Source organism: Streptococcus mitis bv. 2 str. SK95, from assembly GCF_000222705.1.
Taxonomy (GTDB): Bacteria; Bacillota; Bacilli; order Lactobacillales; family Streptococcaceae; genus Streptococcus; species Streptococcus mitis_AY.
In genome coordinates, this window is the sequence record NZ_AFUB01000005.1 from 1 (window position 1) to 14,373 (window position 14,373).

Consider the following 14,373-nt stretch of genomic DNA (forward strand, 5'->3'; position numbering starts at 1 on the left):
AAAACAAGGAAAATCTAGCCAATATTTAACTTGTTTTAGTAAAAGCACTACTAATTAAAGATTCACCCTTTCTCGCCTGTTCATTACAAATCAAGCGTGCTATAATGAAATAGAAAAAGCCTGAGCTAGGCTCAAGCTTTTTCTTAATGACCTCGATCACACGAGATGAATTTGATTTTGTAGTAGTCAGCTCGTTTATAAGTTTCACTATAGGCAAGGACTTGGCCAGTGGCCTCAAGTTTTGTAGTCTTCGTTTGGAAGACAGTTGGAAATTGTGTATCAATTCCCAGCGTAGAAGCAGCATGCTCGGGTGTTGGGAATGCGATTTCGTTGATTTCTTCAAAATGCTCATCAGTCATGTGAATGCGGTAATCCAATTTGAAACGTTTATAGATAGAGCTATAGTAGTCAAGATTTGGATAGTTGGCATTGATATATTGTTCGGGAATATAAGAAGTGTGGTAGATATAGGTCACACCGTTAGTTTGACGTGTCCGTTCGATCTTGTAGTAGAACTGGTCTCCACGCAAACCAAGTTTTTCCAAATATTCAAGCTTATTTCCACGTTCGATAGAAAGGACAGTTACCTTATCGTCCTTTGTTTCAAAAATTTCCACATCTGAAAACTCAACGAGTTTGTGCTTACGAGCGCGTGAAACAAAAGTTCCTTTTCCTTGCTGGCGGACAATATAGCCATCTTTGGCAAGGTCGTTCAAGGCACGAACAACTGTGATAGAACTGACATCATACATCGCGATCAACTCTGCTTCAGTATAAAACTTGTCTCCACTCGCAAATTGACCTGAGATGATTTTATTCTTGAGTTCGTCTTTAATATATTGGTATTTTGGAATAGCCATAATTGCACCTCAATTTTTTTCTTTCTCCTTCTTTGATTTTACCACAAACACAAAGAAAATAGTAGCATTTAGATGAAAAAATAACATAATACATTAAAAATATTATTTTGCACATATATAAAATCGCCGTCAAAACAGAGGTCGTGCAAAAGCCCTCATTTCATGCTATTTTTTAGATAATTTTGGTAAAAAAGAAGTAAAAAAATAGAAAAATTTTAAAGAATTTTCTAAAACCTATTGACAAATGCACGAGATTTGATTATAGTTAATATTATAATAAATGAAAGCGCAAACTTAATTCGTCAGAGGTAGTAACATGACAAGATTTAAAATTGAGGACGATTTCTATTTAGATGAAAAACCGTTCAAGATTTTATCCGGCGCCATTCATTATTTTAGGATTCCAGCAGAGGATTGGTATCATTCCCTCTACAACTTAAAGGCGCTTGGCTTTAATACAGTCGAGACTTATGTGGCTTGGAATTTACACGAACCTGTTGAAGGGGAGTTTGATTTTGAAGGTGCCAGAAATTTGGAGAGATTTCTTCAAATTGCACAAGATTTGGGTCTCTACGCTATTGTACGCCCGTCTCCATTTATCTGTGCGGAATGGGAATTTGGTGGCTTGCCGGCTTGGCTCTTGACCAAGGACATGCGAATCCGCTCGTCCGACCCAGCCTACATTGAGGCAGTTGCTCGCTATTATGACCAATTATTGCCAAGGCTTGTGCCTCGCTTGTTGGAAAATGGCGGAAACATTCTCATGATGCAAGTCGAAAATGAATATGGTTCTTATGGAGAAGATAAGTCTTATCTGAGAGCGATTCGAAAATTGATGGAAGACCGAGGGATTGATTGCCCACTCTTTACTTCAGATGGTCCATGGAGGGCTACTCTGAAAGCTGGAACATTGATCGAAGACGACCTCTTTGTGACAGGGAACTTCGGTTCTAAAGCTCCGTACAACTTTTCACAGATGCAGGAATTCTTTGATGAGCATGGTAAGAAATGGCCCCTCATGTGTATGGAATTCTGGGATGGCTGGTTCAATCGTTGGAAAGAACCTATCATCACACGTGATCCGAAAGAATTGGCAGAAGCTGTTCGAGAGGTGTTAGAGCTAGGCTCCATCAACCTCTATATGTTCCATGGCGGCACAAACTTTGGTTTCATGAATGGTTGCTCGGCTCGAGGAACTCTAGATTTGCCACAAGTTACATCTTACGATTATGATGCCCTTCTCGATGAAGAAGGAAATCCAACTGCTAAATACCTAGCAGTCAAGAAGATGATGGCAACACACTTCCCAGAGTATCCACAGTTGGCCCCACTCTACAAGGAAAGCATGGAGATAGAGGCCATTCCACTAGCCGAAAAAGTTTCCTTGTTTGAAACCCTGGATAGTCTGGCAAGTCCAACTGAGAGCCTCTATCCAAAAGCGATGGAAGAACTTGGTCAAAGTTATGGCTACCTTCTCTATCGTACTGAAGCAAGTTGGGATGCAGAAGAGGAACGTCTCCGTATCATCGATGGACGTGACCGCGCTCAACTCTTTGTAGATGGTCAATGGATTGCCACTCAATACCAGACAGAAATTGGTGAAGATATCTATTGTCAGGGAAATCAAGAAGGTTTTTCAGAGATTGACATCTTGGTCGAAAATATGGGGCGTGTCAACTACGGACACAAGTTCTTAGCAGATACGCAACATAAAGGAATTCGTACAGGTATCTGTAAAGATCTACACTTCATGTTAAATTGGAAACAATATCCACTACCACTGGATAATCCTGAGAAAATTGATTTTTCAAAAGGATGGACAGAAGGACAACCAGCCTTTTACGCTTTCGACTTTACTGTTGAAGAGCCTAAGGATACCTACTTAGATTTATCTGAGTTTGGTAAGGGAGTTGCCTTTGTCAACGGGCGTCACCTAGGACGTTTCTGGAATGTCGGCCCGACCCTCTCACTTTATATCCCTCATAGCTATCTCAAGGAAGGTGCTAACCGCATCATCATCTTTGAAACTGAAGGTGAATATAAAGAAGAGATTCATTTAACTCGTAAACCTACACTAAAACACATAAAGGGGGAAAACTTATGACAATTGTAGGATGCCGTATCGATGGACGTTTGATCCACGGTCAAGTAGCCAATCTTTGGGCTGGAAAACTAAATGTTTCACGCATTATGGTTGTAGACGATGAAGTCGTTAATAACGATATTGAAAAGAGTGGTTTGAAGCTTGCTACACCACCAGGTGTAAAACTTAGTATCTTGCCAATTGAGAAAGCAGCGGCAAATATCCTTGCTGGTAAATACGATAGCCAACGTCTCTTTATCGTTGCACGTAAACCAGACCGTTTCCTTGGTTTGGTCGAAGCAGGTGTACCGCTTGAAACACTCAACGTTGGTAATATGTCTCAAACACCAGAAACTCGCTCTATCACACGTTCTATCAACGTGGTAGACAAGGATGTGGAAGATTTCCACAAACTAGCAGAAAAAGGTGTGAAACTCACTGCTCAAATGGTTCCAAATGATCCAGTTTCAGACTTTTTGAGCTTATTAAAATAGGAAAAAATTTTTAGGAGGTCATTGTTATGATACAATGGTGGCAAATTTTACTTCTCACTTTGTACTCAGCTTATCAAATCTGTGATGAGTTGACAATCGTTTCATCTGCAGGTTCCCCTGTATTCGCTGGTTTTATTACTGGTTTGATTATGGGAGATTTGACAACCGGTTTGTTTATCGGTGGTAGCTTGCAGTTGTTTGTTCTTGGAGTTGGTACCTTCGGTGGTGCTTCTCGTATCGACGCAACTTCTGGTGCGGTTCTTGCAACAGCTTTCTCTGTTTCACAAGGTATCAATACAGATCTTGCGATCACAACAATCGCTGTACCAGTAGCAGCTCTCTTGACTTACTTCGACGTACTTGGTCGTATGACTACTACTTTCTTTGCACACCGTATTGATGCTGCAATCGAACGCTTTGACTACAAAGGTATCGAACGCAACTACCTACTTGGTGCGCTTCCTTGGGCTGCATCACGTGCCCTTCCAGTTTTCTTCGCTCTTGCTTTTGGTGGAGAATTCGTACAAGGTGTTGTAAACCTTGTTAAAGAATACCAATGGGTTGCGGACGGTTTGACACTTGCAGGACGTATGCTTCCAGGTCTTGGATTTGCAATCTTGCTTCGTTACCTTCCAGTTAAACGTAACCTTCACTACCTTGCAATGGGATTCGGTTTGACAGCTATGTTGACTGTTCTTTACTCATATGTAACAGGTCTTGGTGGAGTTGTTGCGGGTATCCTTGGTACTCTTCCTGCTGATGTTGCTGAAAAGATTGGCTTTGCTAATAACTTCAAAGGTTTGTCTATGATCGGTGTTTCTATCGTAGGTATCTTCCTTGCAGTTGTTCACTTTAAGAACAGCCAAAAAGTAGCTGTAGCAGCACCTTCTACACCATCAGAAAGTGGGGAAATCGAAGATGACGAATTCTAATTACAAACTTACAAAAGAAGATTTTAATCAAATCAACAAACGTAGCTTGTTTACTTTCCAATTAGGTTGGAACTACGAGCGTATGCAAGCCTCTGGTTACCTTTACATGATCTTGCCTCAATTGCGTAAAATGTATGGGGATGGAACTCCTGAATTGAAAGAAATGATGAAAGTTCATACTCAATTCTTCAATACTTCACCATTCTTCCACACAATTATCGCTGGTTTTGACCTTGCCATGGAAGAAAAAGATGGTGTAGGTTCAAAAGACGCCGTTAACGGTATCAAGACAGGTTTGATGGGACCATTTGCTCCTCTTGGAGATACAATCTTTGGTTCACTTGTACCTGCTATCATGGGATCTATCGCAGCAACTATGGCTATCGCTGGCCAACCATGGGGTATCTTCCTTTGGATCGCAGTTGCAGTAGCTTATGACATCTTCCGTTGGAAACAGTTGGAATTTGCTTACAAAGAAGGGGTTAACCTTATCAACAACATGCAAAGTACCTTGACAGCTTTGATTGACGCTGCATCTGTACTTGGTGTCTTCATGATGGGTGCTCTTGTAGCAACAATGATCAACTTTGACATTTCTTACAAATTGCCAATCGGTGAAAAATTGATTGACTTCCAAGATATCTTGAACTCAATCTTCCCACGCTTGCTTCCAGCAATCTTTACTGCCTTCATCTTCTGGTTGCTTGGTAAGAAAGGTATGAACTCTACTAAAGCTATCGGTATCATTATCGTTCTTGCAGTAGGTCTTTCATTCATCGGTAAATTCTTGCTTGGAATGGGCGCATAATTTATGAGTAAATCATTAATTTTGGTGAGTCATGGTCGTTTCTGTGAAGAACTTAAAGGTAGCACAGAAATGATTATGGGCCCACAAGACAACATTCATGCAGTGGCTCTTCTTCCAGAAGATGGTCCAGAAGAATTTACTGCAAAATTTGAAGCTGCTATCGAAGGATTGGATGATTTCCTAGTCTTTGCGGATCTTCTCGGTGGTACACCATGTAACGTGGTAAGCCGTTTGATAATGGAAGGTCGCGACATTGAACTCTACGCAGGGATGAATCTTCCAATGGTGATTGAATTTATCAATGCCAGCCTTACAGGTGCAGATGCGGATTATAAGAGCCGTGCTGCAGAAAGCATTGTAAAAGTCAACGACCTGTTAGCGGGCTTCGATGATGACGAAGATGAATAAGATGTGACTTAGAGCATCTTATATAGAATATACATGGGAATGGGAGTCACTCCCATTCCCATATTTTCAATAGGAATGAAACAACAATAGATTAGAGGAACTCTATGCTAAATTACACAAAAGAAGAATTACTTGAACTGGGTGCAGAAATCACGACTCGTGAAATCTACCAACAGCCTGATGTATGGAAAGAGGCTTTTGAAGCCTATCAAGCAAAACGAGAAGAAATTGCAGCCTTTTTGCAAGGGATCGCTGATAAACATGACTATATCAAGGTTATCTTGACGGGTGCTGGTACTTCTGCTTATGTGGGAGATACCTTGGTACCATACTTTAAGGAAGTCTATGACGAACGCAAATGGAACTTCAATGCCATTGCGACAACTGATATTGTTGTCAATCCAGAGACCTATCTGAAAAAAGATGTGGCGACTGTCCTTGTTTCCTTTGCTCGTAGTGGGAATTCACCTGAAAGTGTGGCGACGGTTGATTTGGCTAAAGCCTTGGTTGATGACCTCTATCAAGTGACCATTACATGTGCTGCAGAAGGGAAATTGGCGCTTCAAGCTCATGGCGATGACCGCAATCTTTTGCTCTTGCAACCAGCTGCTTCCAATGACGCTGGATTTGCCATGACTTCTAGCTTTACGTCTATGATGCTAACAGCTCTCTTGGTCTTTGATCCTACAGAATTTGCTGTGAAAGTTCAACGTTTTGAAGTTGTGTCTAGCCTTGCCCGCAAAGTTCTAGAAAATGCAGAAGATGTCAAAGAGCTGGTTGACCTTGACTTTAACCGTGTTATCTACCTGGGCGCTGGTCCTTTCTTTGGGCTTGCTCATGAAGCTCAGTTGAAGATTTTGGAATTAACAGCTGGTCAGGTGGCGACTATGTATGAAAGTCCAGTTGGCTTCCGTCACGGTCCAAAATCATTGATCAACGAAGATACAGTTGTTTTGGTCTTTGGTACAACGACAGATTACACTCGCAAGTACGACTTGGACTTGGTTCGTGAAGTTGCTGGTGACCAGATTGCTCGTCGTGTCGTTCTTTTGAGTGATCAAGCCTTTGGTCTTGAAAATGTCAAAGAAGTGGCTCTTGGCTGTGGTGGAGTCTTGAATGATATTTACCGTGTCTTCCCTTACATCGTATATGCCCAACTCTTTGCCCTTTTGACTTCACTCAAGGTAGAAAATAAACCAGATACACCGTCTCCAACAGGTACAGTAAACCGTGTGGTACAAGGTGTTATCATTCATGACTATCAAAAATAAGGAAGTGTCTATGAGTAAATTACAATTAAGTCCCAATAAAGTAGCCTGCCTGCAAAAACTTTCAGATGAAAACGGCATTATCTCAGCTCTTGCCTTTGACCAACGTGGTGCTTTGAAACGCCTCATGGCTCAATACCAAACGGAAGAGCCAACTGTTGCTCAAATGGAAGAACTCAAAGTCTTGGTTGCAGATGAATTGACAAAATACGCATCTTCTATGCTTCTTGACCCTGAGTATGGACTTCCAGCTACAAAAGCGCTTGATCCAAATGCTGGTCTTCTCCTTGCTTATGAAAAAACTGGTTACGATACAACAAGCACCAAACGCTTGCCTGACTGCTTGGATGTTTGGTCTGCAAAACGCATCAAGGAACAAGGCGCAGACGCTGTGAAGTTCTTGCTTTACTATGACGTAGATAGTGCTAACGAACTCAACCAAGAAAAACAAGCCTACATCGAACGCATCGGTTCTGAGTGTGTGGCGGAAGACATCCCATTCTTCCTTGAAATCTTGGCTTACGATGAAAAAATTGCTGACGCAGGTTCTGCAGAATACGCAAAAGTGAAACCACACAAGGTTATCGGTGCCATGAAGGTCTTCTCAGACCCACGCTTTAACATTGACGTCTTAAAAGTGGAAGTTCCAGTCAATGTCAAATACGTTGAAGGCTTTGGTGATGGAGAAATCGTCCATACTCGCGAAGAAGCAGCAGCCTTCTTCAAAGCTCAAGATGAAGCGACAAATCTTCCATACATCTACTTGAGTGCAGGTGTGTCAGCTAAACTCTTCCAAGAAACACTTGTCTTTGCCCACGAATCAGGCGCAAACTTCAACGGCGTTCTTTGCGGCCGTGCAACCTGGGCTGGATCGGTTGAAGCTTACATCAAAGATGGTGAAGCAGCAGCTCGTGAATGGTTGCGTACAACAGGATTTGAGAACATTGACGAACTCAACAAGGTTCTTCAAACAACAGCGACTTCATGGACTGAACATGTAGAAGCATAAAACAAGAATAGAAGAATTCCCTTTTGTTAAGAAGATACTTAAGGTTTTCTGACAAAGGATTCTGAAAATAGAAACTACAACCATAGATGGTGAATACACTCTCTATGGTTTGTTTACTTAAGAGAAATGGATCAAAGGAGAGAAGAATGAAAGCATACACAGAGCGTGTATTTGGAAATCATGAGGGCAAGGATGTCTTGGCCTATCGCTTTGAGACTGATGGTGGTTACCAGCTTGAAGTTATGACTTATGGTGCGACCATCTTACGATATGTCACACCTGACAAGGCTGGAAATTTTGCCAATGTTATCTTGGGTTTTGATGATTTTGCTAGCTATGTAGGCAATAGTCCCAAACATGGAGCAAGTGTAGGTCCTGTAGCGGGCCGTATTGCAGGTGCGACATTTGAGCTCAATGGTCAGACCTATAATCTTGAAGTCAACAACGCTAGCAACTGCAACCACAGTGGTTCAACAGGTTGGGATTCGAGCTTGTTTGAATTGGTTGAGGTGAGCGACCATGGCTTGACTCTCTACACAGAGCGTACAGACGGGACAGGGGGATTCCCTGGCAATCTCAAGATTTGGATTAGCTACCACTTGGAAGAAACTGGTGCCTACGAAGTCAGCTATAAGGTGACGACAGATCAGGATACGCTTGTCAATCCAACTAATCACAGCTACTTCAACTTGTCTGGTGATTTCACACAGACAATTGACCGCCATGTCTTTCAGCTAAATACGGAGGGCATTTACCCAATCGCTCCAGACGGTGTTCCAGCAAAGACTCCAGATGCTGATCGTGATGTGGTGAAACACATCTACAATGGTGCTTTGCTCAAGGATATCTTTGCAGAGGATGATGAGCAAATCCAGTTGGTATCTGGTTTGGATCACCCATTTGCCCTTCCTACAGGTCATGACAATGCTGGTTTCCTTTATGACCAAAACTCAGGTCGTTTCCTACTTTTCAAGACAGAGGCCCCTTGCTTTGTGGTCTACACAGCAAACTTTGTGGATGAGAGTGTCATCATAGGAGGCCAGCCAATGGTACAGCACAATGGGATTGCCCTTGAAGCGCAGGCCTTACCAGATGCTATTCACAGCGACCTCAAAGACCAAGTCATTCTCAAAGCAGGTCAAACCTTCACCAGCAAAACTCGCTACGAGCTTGTTGTCAAATAAAAAGAAGAGCTGGTTTCCAGCTCTTTTGAGTTGTCTTCGTTGACATTTTATCTCAATAGTGTATAATTGATGTAATTTATAAAGTTACAACAGAAGGAGACACCCGATGACTTATGCATACCAAAGCCATATTTACCTAGCAGAGGCGGTTTTAAATGTCAAGGATTTGACGAGTCAAACGGCTTTTTATCACCAGATTATTGGCTTGGAGATTTTATCTCAAACGGAGACAGAAGCGATTTTGGGACTTGGTCGAAAAGCCTTGGTTCACTTGATTCAGGCAGAAAAGTCTGGCGAAGTAAGGGAGCACTATGGGCTTTACCATCTGGCGATTTTGTTGCCAACACGAAAAGCCTTGGCAGATGTCTTGAAATACCTAATTGACTTGCGGATTCCTCTGGTCGGGGGTACAGATCATGGATACAGCGAGGCTATTTATCTAGAGGATTTGGAAGGAAATGGCATTGAACTCTACCGTGATAAGCCAGTGTCTTCATGGGATATTCGAGAAGACGGCCGCATTATCGGTGTGACCGAAGCCCTTGCGGCACAGGATATCTATGAGTTAGGAGAAAAGGTAGATCCCTTTATCCTAGCTGAAGGGACGAGAATGGGGCATATCCATCTATCGGTGAAGGATAGCCACGCGGCGAGTCAGTTTTATCAAAAAGTGTTAGGGCTAGAAGATAAATTTAGCATTCCTAGTGCTAGTTGGATAGCGGCTGGTCAGTACCATCACCACCTGGCTGTCAACGAATGGGCTGGAAAAGGGCTAGCTCCGCGTGAGCAAGGCTTGCCAGGTTTGGCTTACTATGTCCTTGAAGTCGAAAGCAAAGAAGAACTCCTGAACATCGTTAAGCAAGCACAAGAGCTAGAAGCACCGATCAAGTGGTTAAATTCGAGTGAGTTGGATTTGGTAGATCCAGATGGGATTGTGACTCGCATTCGCTTGGAACGATGAGATGAGGAAAACGCATCATATACATAGAGAAAGGCGGATAAGCTCGCATTCTGTTTTTAGAATGCGGACTTGTTCGCTTTTTATATTTAAGGTTAGACTTTTGTCCCAACTCATTTTGGGTTCCGTGCTGTTGTATTGACATTAGAGGCAGTTTGGTCAGTACATGGCTTATTTTTCTTTTTTCTGTTTCTCGATTCTCTCTAACATTCTGTTTTTACGCTCCTCCAGTTCTTGGATTTGCTTGAGCAAAAGATCTGAAAAGTCACTATCGAGTTCTTCAGCCTCTCCACTACTATACCAATCTAAGGCGACAATGTGATTATTTTTATCAAAGCAGAAAATCACATCTCCATCACCGATGATAGACAGAAAAGGGATATAATTTACAAAACCTAGTTCATGTAATTCTTTGGTCTTCAGTCGAATATCTAGAAAATTAGGTATCTCATTTGCAATACCATAGACTTTAATACCACGGCAAAATGTCCAAAATGGTGCCACATCAAATGCTTTAGCTCTAGGCCACAGTTCCTCCCTGACTTCCATATATAGTCCGCCTAGGGGTGACATGGTAAATTCTCTAAAGTCGTCTGGAAGACTGATTTGATACAGTTTTTCAAAATCTTCTATATCCTGTTCGGAGTGTTCATTTCCCATGCAGGCTACAACTTGGTAGGTTTTAGAATCATAATGATGAAAATAATCATAGACTTTTTCTAGTGACATTGCTATTCCTCTCTATCCTAGGTAAATATATTCGACAACCAAATCACAAAGCTGATTATCCTTATCATAGCCAAAGTAGACGGGATAGACTCCGTCTCCAAAACCTGATTGGATCATCGGAATGCTTAGGTCAGCGTTGGGGATTTTAAAATTAATCCAATCCCCGCCCTCACGTTGATAAAGGGGATTGTCTATGGCATTTTGGGCAAAAACTGCTGCAAAGAAATCGTCGTAGATATTTTTGTCAGGATTTTCTTTATACCAATTGTCTTCAAAATCGCAGTAGGCATTCTTGGTGTCAACGTCCACTATTGTTGCCAGACCTGCGTCAACTGCAAATCCAAAATAAGAGTCTTTTTCAACAGTGTCTATATCTTCATCACCAGTCAGTGCTTCATAGTAGATGACTGGCACTTGATCTGTAAATTGGATTCTCGTTGCTACATACCTGTAGTGATCTTCTTCTAACTTGGCTACTAAGGTTTTTATTCTATATGTTCCTTTGGGTACAGATTGTAAGTAGGGCTTTTCCTCTCTACGGAGCCAGACCAAAGGATCGCGAACCAGAATTTCTCCGCTAGGGAAAGTCACTTCCCCCATATCCAAAACAAAAACTTCCATGTCCTGTATTTCTTTCCTATCAAAACAGTCTGCATAATTGATAGACGAAGTGAGCAGGTGTTTTATTTCTTGGTATTTTTGCAACCACTCTTGTGAAGTTTGTATTTTTTCCATAAACAGCTCCTTTCTAAATCTTTTATTTTAGGTTGGTACTTTCTGAGTTAGAGAATTGTGTACTCATTATCATTTTTCCTACAAATGCATTCATTCTATGCTTTTATTTCCCTAATGATCGAAAAAATTAGGTCTTTAAGATTTTCTGCCACATACACAACTTCATCAGGATCATGGATATAGCCGATAATCTGCCCTTCTTTTCCCTCTGTATTCGGATCAAAATCCAGCATCAGGAAACAGCTGTCACAATACTCGGCAAAAGGAATCCATTTTTTATTAAAAAGATAGGGTTTTATCCTCTCGTCCCGCATTTTTTCAATGTCTTGGCTTGTAAAATGCTCAGGAAATTCAGTTAAGAGGGAGTCTCTGTTTTGAAAATAGTGTTTAGTGTTTTCGATAGCCTGCAGGCTCAGCAAGCAAAATGCCATGTCTCTTTCATCTACAAGGCAAGGCAGAATACTGAGATAGTTATTCCCGTTTTTATACCTGTAGAGCTCTTTTACCTCATCAGGCAACGTTATCCCAAATTTCTCCTCAAATGCTACCAGTTCTTCCTCAGAAGCTCCAGGGATTTCCTGATAATCGTCCAGATATTCTTCCTCTACAGGGTCATCCAAATCCCATTCCTCAAAATTTTCACAGATGTACTCTTCTATCTTTTTTATCTCATCACTTATCTGCATACCATCCACCCTTTATTTGCTTAGTTACAGATCTCCTTCGATTATTTGTTGCATATATGCTGGCATATCATTTACAAATTCCGCAAAACTGCACATATCTTTCAACTCTTCATGCTCTATATCATAGGAAGCCACTTTCTTTGTTTTAGGATCCCATACAATATAGATATGGTCATAATCTCCTGTCAGCTTAGATATACGCAGAAGTTTCTGTCTACCTTTTTTAATCGGAACAGTATTGACTAAAGAGAAAAACTCTATCCATTTAAAATCACAGTCTTTAAGCTCGAAATGTAATTCCTCACTTTGAAGAAAATCAATTACTACCTTAGGCAATTTAAATGACTTCAGTTCATCCAGTTTATTTTGTAAACTGTGGTATTCTTCAGGTTCTAACTGCTTAAAATATGCAGCCATTTCTTCATCGCCATTTTCAAGTGCGATACTGTATGGACGCATCCCGTCTTTTTCGGTTATTGTTACATCTGCTCCATTTTCTACAAGATATTGACACATTTTCAAATCAACATACCTTGCGGCTACACATAGCGGGGTTGGTTTAAAAGGATAGACCGTATCAGGGGCATTGTAGTTAATATTAACTCCGTTCTTTATAAAGAAATCAAGCACTTCATAATTTCTGTCTGAAACTGCACTGCGAAATGCCTGTCCACCGTATTTTTCTACCCTATGACCTAACTCGTGGATAAGAGGCAGGTTCTCGTATTTTTTTCATATAAAGCCTGTTCAAAGGCTTCTGTTTTTACCTCATTTACACAGTTCACCTTTGCGCCATGTTCTACCAGATACCTGATAATAGCTTCGTCACAATACCTTACAGCAAGCAAAAATGAAGGACTTCCTTTTACATTCAGATTGACGCCCTTTTGCACAAGCCATTTTACAGAGTTAAAACTTTCCATAATCAAAGCTATTTCTAAAGGTGACAAAGTGGTATACTTACCTATTTTTATACCCTTTTCAATATCCCATCCCTTTGAAAAATACTCATCTAGTGCGGGTATATTCCCCTTTATAATATCACCTACAATTTGTGGAACAGATTTAAAATTTCCTATATCTTTTAATTTGACCATTTTAAGTCTCCTACAGATTATGTACTCATCTGTTATAATTTATTTCCCCTAAAGGAAGCGGATCAGGATTTAGGCTTACCCAGAGAACCGAAAGTTCACACAAACGTTCAGTTATAGTATCTTCATCACAGCCTTTTGCACGGATGCTGGAAATCAGTTCCTTAGTTTCTTCCAGTTCTTCTTTGGAAAGTGGTGTACCTGAAGCGAAATGATTTGGCAGGGCTTTCAGCATGTTCCGATAGTGTTTATCCCAGTTGACACCGCCATTTCTATAGAGCTCATCCTGTACGCGCCCTGTTATACGGATCACTTCGCCTTGTACAGTTTTTGCTGGCCCGCTTGAAGGAATGAGTAAATCCCAAAGCTCGTTATACTGCTCCTTCCAAGAACCTTTTTTTACAATAATAGGAGAAACTCCGTCATGTATCTTGCGTTTCGGAGCAGGCTTTACATCAAACAGTGCATAGAGTTTCTCAAGCCCTGCTTCTGTTTCAGTCAAGTAATCTTTATTAAAGTTTTCTCTGTGAAATTCAAAATCCTTTCCGATTAGTTCGACTCTTTCTGCCATATCAGGAGTTACCTCAGCGCCCGCCTTTATGAGCATTTCTGCAATTTCTGCTACCTGTGCAATATTAATCTGCCTACAAGTAGCAAGGGCTTCAGCTAAAGGAGTTCGTCCCATAACAGTTTTGGGATTAACATCTGCACCTTTTTCAATCAAAAAACTTACTATCTTAGGTCGGAAAAACCTTGCTGCCGTATGTAGAGGTGTACTCCCATATGTATCAGGTTTTTGTATATCTCCGCCTAATTCATACAGCAGTTTTACAGTATCTCTCCCCAAAGCGGCATGTTTATATAATGGTGTACGCCCATAATAATCAGGAGTATTTACATCTAAACCCTGTTCTACTAACCAGATAACAAGCTCGTTAGGAACACCTCCATAATGAAGTGCCGTATTTAAGCTGTATCTGCCGTTATGAGCAGTAAGCTCACATTTATCATATACTGCTTTAAGAGCTTCAATATCTCCTGCTGTAATCAGTTCATCAAAATTTTTAGGTAAGGTGACTCTTTTTTTGGCCATTGTTCTTCTCCTTTAATATAAAACTAACATTT

16 protein-coding genes are annotated in these 14,373 nt (G+C 41.1%); 9 read left to right on the plus strand and 7 right to left on the minus strand.

Features of this window, described 5'->3' with window-relative positions; translation table 11 throughout:
* Nucleotides 1-143 precede the first annotated feature (143 nt).
* On the minus strand, nucleotides 144-860 hold the full coding sequence (locus HMPREF9965_RS03185) for a GntR family transcriptional regulator (RefSeq protein ID WP_001007187.1): 717 nt from the start codon (nucleotides 858-860) through the stop codon (nucleotides 144-146).
* A gap of 316 nt (nucleotides 861-1,176) precedes the next feature.
* Between HMPREF9965_RS03185 and HMPREF9965_RS03190 the strand changes: the two genes are divergently transcribed.
* The 9 genes from HMPREF9965_RS03190 (at nucleotide 1,177) to HMPREF9965_RS03230 (ending at nucleotide 10,007) form a co-directional block, all read left to right on the plus strand.
* Nucleotides 1,177-2,964, plus strand: a complete 1,788-nt coding sequence (locus tag HMPREF9965_RS03190; protein ID WP_000196612.1) for a glycoside hydrolase family 35 protein — start codon at nucleotides 1,177-1,179, stop codon at nucleotides 2,962-2,964.
* Nucleotides 2,961-3,437, plus strand: coding sequence for a PTS sugar transporter subunit IIB (locus tag HMPREF9965_RS03195; protein WP_000156959.1), 477 nt, complete (start codon nucleotides 2,961-2,963; stop codon nucleotides 3,435-3,437). The genes HMPREF9965_RS03190 and HMPREF9965_RS03195 overlap by 4 nt, the downstream gene beginning before the upstream one ends.
* Nucleotides 3,438-3,463: 26 nt before the next feature.
* Nucleotides 3,464-4,369: a PTS mannose/fructose/sorbose/N-acetylgalactosamine transporter subunit IIC gene (locus HMPREF9965_RS03200; RefSeq protein ID WP_000616986.1), complete on the plus strand. Its 906-nt coding sequence runs from the start codon at nucleotides 3,464-3,466 to the stop codon at nucleotides 4,367-4,369.
* Nucleotides 4,356-5,177, plus strand: a complete 822-nt coding sequence (locus tag HMPREF9965_RS03205) for a PTS system mannose/fructose/sorbose family transporter subunit IID (protein ID WP_000185283.1) — start codon at nucleotides 4,356-4,358, stop codon at nucleotides 5,175-5,177. The genes HMPREF9965_RS03200 and HMPREF9965_RS03205 overlap by 14 nt, the downstream gene beginning before the upstream one ends.
* 3 nt (nucleotides 5,178-5,180) lie before the next feature.
* Nucleotides 5,181-5,585: a PTS sugar transporter subunit IIA gene (locus tag HMPREF9965_RS03210; protein WP_000045700.1), complete on the plus strand. Its 405-nt coding sequence runs from the start codon at nucleotides 5,181-5,183 to the stop codon at nucleotides 5,583-5,585.
* 104 nt (nucleotides 5,586-5,689) lie between these two features.
* Nucleotides 5,690-6,856, plus strand: coding sequence for an SIS domain-containing protein (locus HMPREF9965_RS03215; RefSeq protein WP_000936011.1), 1,167 nt, complete (start codon nucleotides 5,690-5,692; stop codon nucleotides 6,854-6,856).
* 10 nt (nucleotides 6,857-6,866) lie between these two features.
* Nucleotides 6,867-7,862: a tagatose-bisphosphate aldolase gene (gene lacD / locus HMPREF9965_RS03220; RefSeq protein ID WP_004242967.1), complete on the plus strand. Its 996-nt coding sequence runs from the start codon at nucleotides 6,867-6,869 to the stop codon at nucleotides 7,860-7,862.
* Between the two features lie 146 nt (nucleotides 7,863-8,008).
* Nucleotides 8,009-9,046, plus strand: coding sequence for an aldose epimerase family protein (locus HMPREF9965_RS03225; protein WP_000649397.1), 1,038 nt, complete (start codon nucleotides 8,009-8,011; stop codon nucleotides 9,044-9,046).
* A 106-nt stretch (nucleotides 9,047-9,152) separates the two neighbouring features.
* Nucleotides 9,153-10,007, plus strand: coding sequence for a VOC family protein (locus HMPREF9965_RS03230; protein WP_000220451.1), 855 nt, complete (start codon nucleotides 9,153-9,155; stop codon nucleotides 10,005-10,007).
* 168 nt (nucleotides 10,008-10,175) lie between these two features.
* Here HMPREF9965_RS03230 and HMPREF9965_RS03235 read toward each other — a convergent pair whose 3' ends face one another.
* From HMPREF9965_RS03235 to HMPREF9965_RS03255, 6 genes are all read right to left on the minus strand, one after another.
* Complete coding sequence (locus HMPREF9965_RS03235) at nucleotides 10,176-10,733, minus strand: SMI1/KNR4 family protein (RefSeq protein WP_000051125.1); 558 nt, start codon at nucleotides 10,731-10,733, stop codon at nucleotides 10,176-10,178.
* Nucleotides 10,734-10,745: 12 nt separating this feature from the next.
* Nucleotides 10,746-11,468: a DUF4241 domain-containing protein gene (locus HMPREF9965_RS03240; protein ID WP_000411536.1), complete on the minus strand. Its 723-nt coding sequence runs from the start codon at nucleotides 11,466-11,468 to the stop codon at nucleotides 10,746-10,748.
* Nucleotides 11,469-11,563: 95 nt separating this feature from the next.
* A complete protein-coding gene (locus tag HMPREF9965_RS03245) occupies nucleotides 11,564-12,154 on the minus strand; it encodes an SMI1/KNR4 family protein (RefSeq protein ID WP_001167226.1) in 591 nt (196 codons plus the stop codon).
* Between the two features lie 24 nt (nucleotides 12,155-12,178).
* Nucleotides 12,179-12,784, minus strand: a complete 606-nt coding sequence (locus HMPREF9965_RS13275; RefSeq protein WP_255264836.1) for an ankyrin repeat domain-containing protein — start codon at nucleotides 12,782-12,784, stop codon at nucleotides 12,179-12,181.
* Between the two features lie 65 nt (nucleotides 12,785-12,849).
* Nucleotides 12,850-13,251: an ankyrin repeat domain-containing protein gene (locus tag HMPREF9965_RS13280; protein WP_255264837.1), complete on the minus strand. Its 402-nt coding sequence runs from the start codon at nucleotides 13,249-13,251 to the stop codon at nucleotides 12,850-12,852.
* Nucleotides 13,252-13,276: 25 nt separating this feature from the next.
* The gene (locus tag HMPREF9965_RS03255; RefSeq protein WP_001085629.1) at nucleotides 13,277-14,341 is read right to left on the minus strand and encodes an ankyrin repeat domain-containing protein; all 1,065 of its coding nucleotides are present in this window, start codon (nucleotides 14,339-14,341) and stop codon (nucleotides 13,277-13,279) included.
* Nucleotides 14,342-14,373: the final 32 nt, after the last annotated feature.

What these genes read in the sequence shown, in the direction of transcription:
- HMPREF9965_RS03185 (WP_001007187.1), bottom strand. Translation starts at nt 860, where the DNA reads ATGGCTATTCCAAAATACCAATATATTAAAGACGAACTCAAGAATAAA.
- HMPREF9965_RS03190 (WP_000196612.1), top strand. Translation starts at nt 1,177, where the DNA reads ATGACAAGATTTAAAATTGAGGACGATTTCTATTTAGATGAAAAACCG.
- HMPREF9965_RS03195 (WP_000156959.1), top strand. Translation starts at nt 2,961, where the DNA reads ATGACAATTGTAGGATGCCGTATCGATGGACGTTTGATCCACGGTCAA.
- HMPREF9965_RS03200 (WP_000616986.1), top strand. Translation starts at nt 3,464, where the DNA reads ATGATACAATGGTGGCAAATTTTACTTCTCACTTTGTACTCAGCTTAT.
- HMPREF9965_RS03205 (WP_000185283.1), top strand. Translation starts at nt 4,356, where the DNA reads ATGACGAATTCTAATTACAAACTTACAAAAGAAGATTTTAATCAAATC.
- HMPREF9965_RS03210 (WP_000045700.1), top strand. Translation starts at nt 5,181, where the DNA reads ATGAGTAAATCATTAATTTTGGTGAGTCATGGTCGTTTCTGTGAAGAA.
- HMPREF9965_RS03215 (WP_000936011.1), top strand. Translation starts at nt 5,690, where the DNA reads ATGCTAAATTACACAAAAGAAGAATTACTTGAACTGGGTGCAGAAATC.
- lacD (WP_004242967.1), top strand. Translation starts at nt 6,867, where the DNA reads ATGAGTAAATTACAATTAAGTCCCAATAAAGTAGCCTGCCTGCAAAAA.
- HMPREF9965_RS03225 (WP_000649397.1), top strand. Translation starts at nt 8,009, where the DNA reads ATGAAAGCATACACAGAGCGTGTATTTGGAAATCATGAGGGCAAGGAT.
- HMPREF9965_RS03230 (WP_000220451.1), top strand. Translation starts at nt 9,153, where the DNA reads ATGACTTATGCATACCAAAGCCATATTTACCTAGCAGAGGCGGTTTTA.
- HMPREF9965_RS03235 (WP_000051125.1), bottom strand. Translation starts at nt 10,733, where the DNA reads ATGTCACTAGAAAAAGTCTATGATTATTTTCATCATTATGATTCTAAA.
- HMPREF9965_RS03240 (WP_000411536.1), bottom strand. Translation starts at nt 11,468, where the DNA reads ATGGAAAAAATACAAACTTCACAAGAGTGGTTGCAAAAATACCAAGAA.
- HMPREF9965_RS03245 (WP_001167226.1), bottom strand. Translation starts at nt 12,154, where the DNA reads ATGCAGATAAGTGATGAGATAAAAAAGATAGAAGAGTACATCTGTGAA.
- HMPREF9965_RS13280 (WP_255264837.1), bottom strand. Translation starts at nt 13,251, where the DNA reads ATGGTCAAATTAAAAGATATAGGAAATTTTAAATCTGTTCCACAAATT.
- HMPREF9965_RS03255 (WP_001085629.1), bottom strand. Translation starts at nt 14,341, where the DNA reads ATGGCCAAAAAAAGAGTCACCTTACCTAAAAATTTTGATGAACTGATT.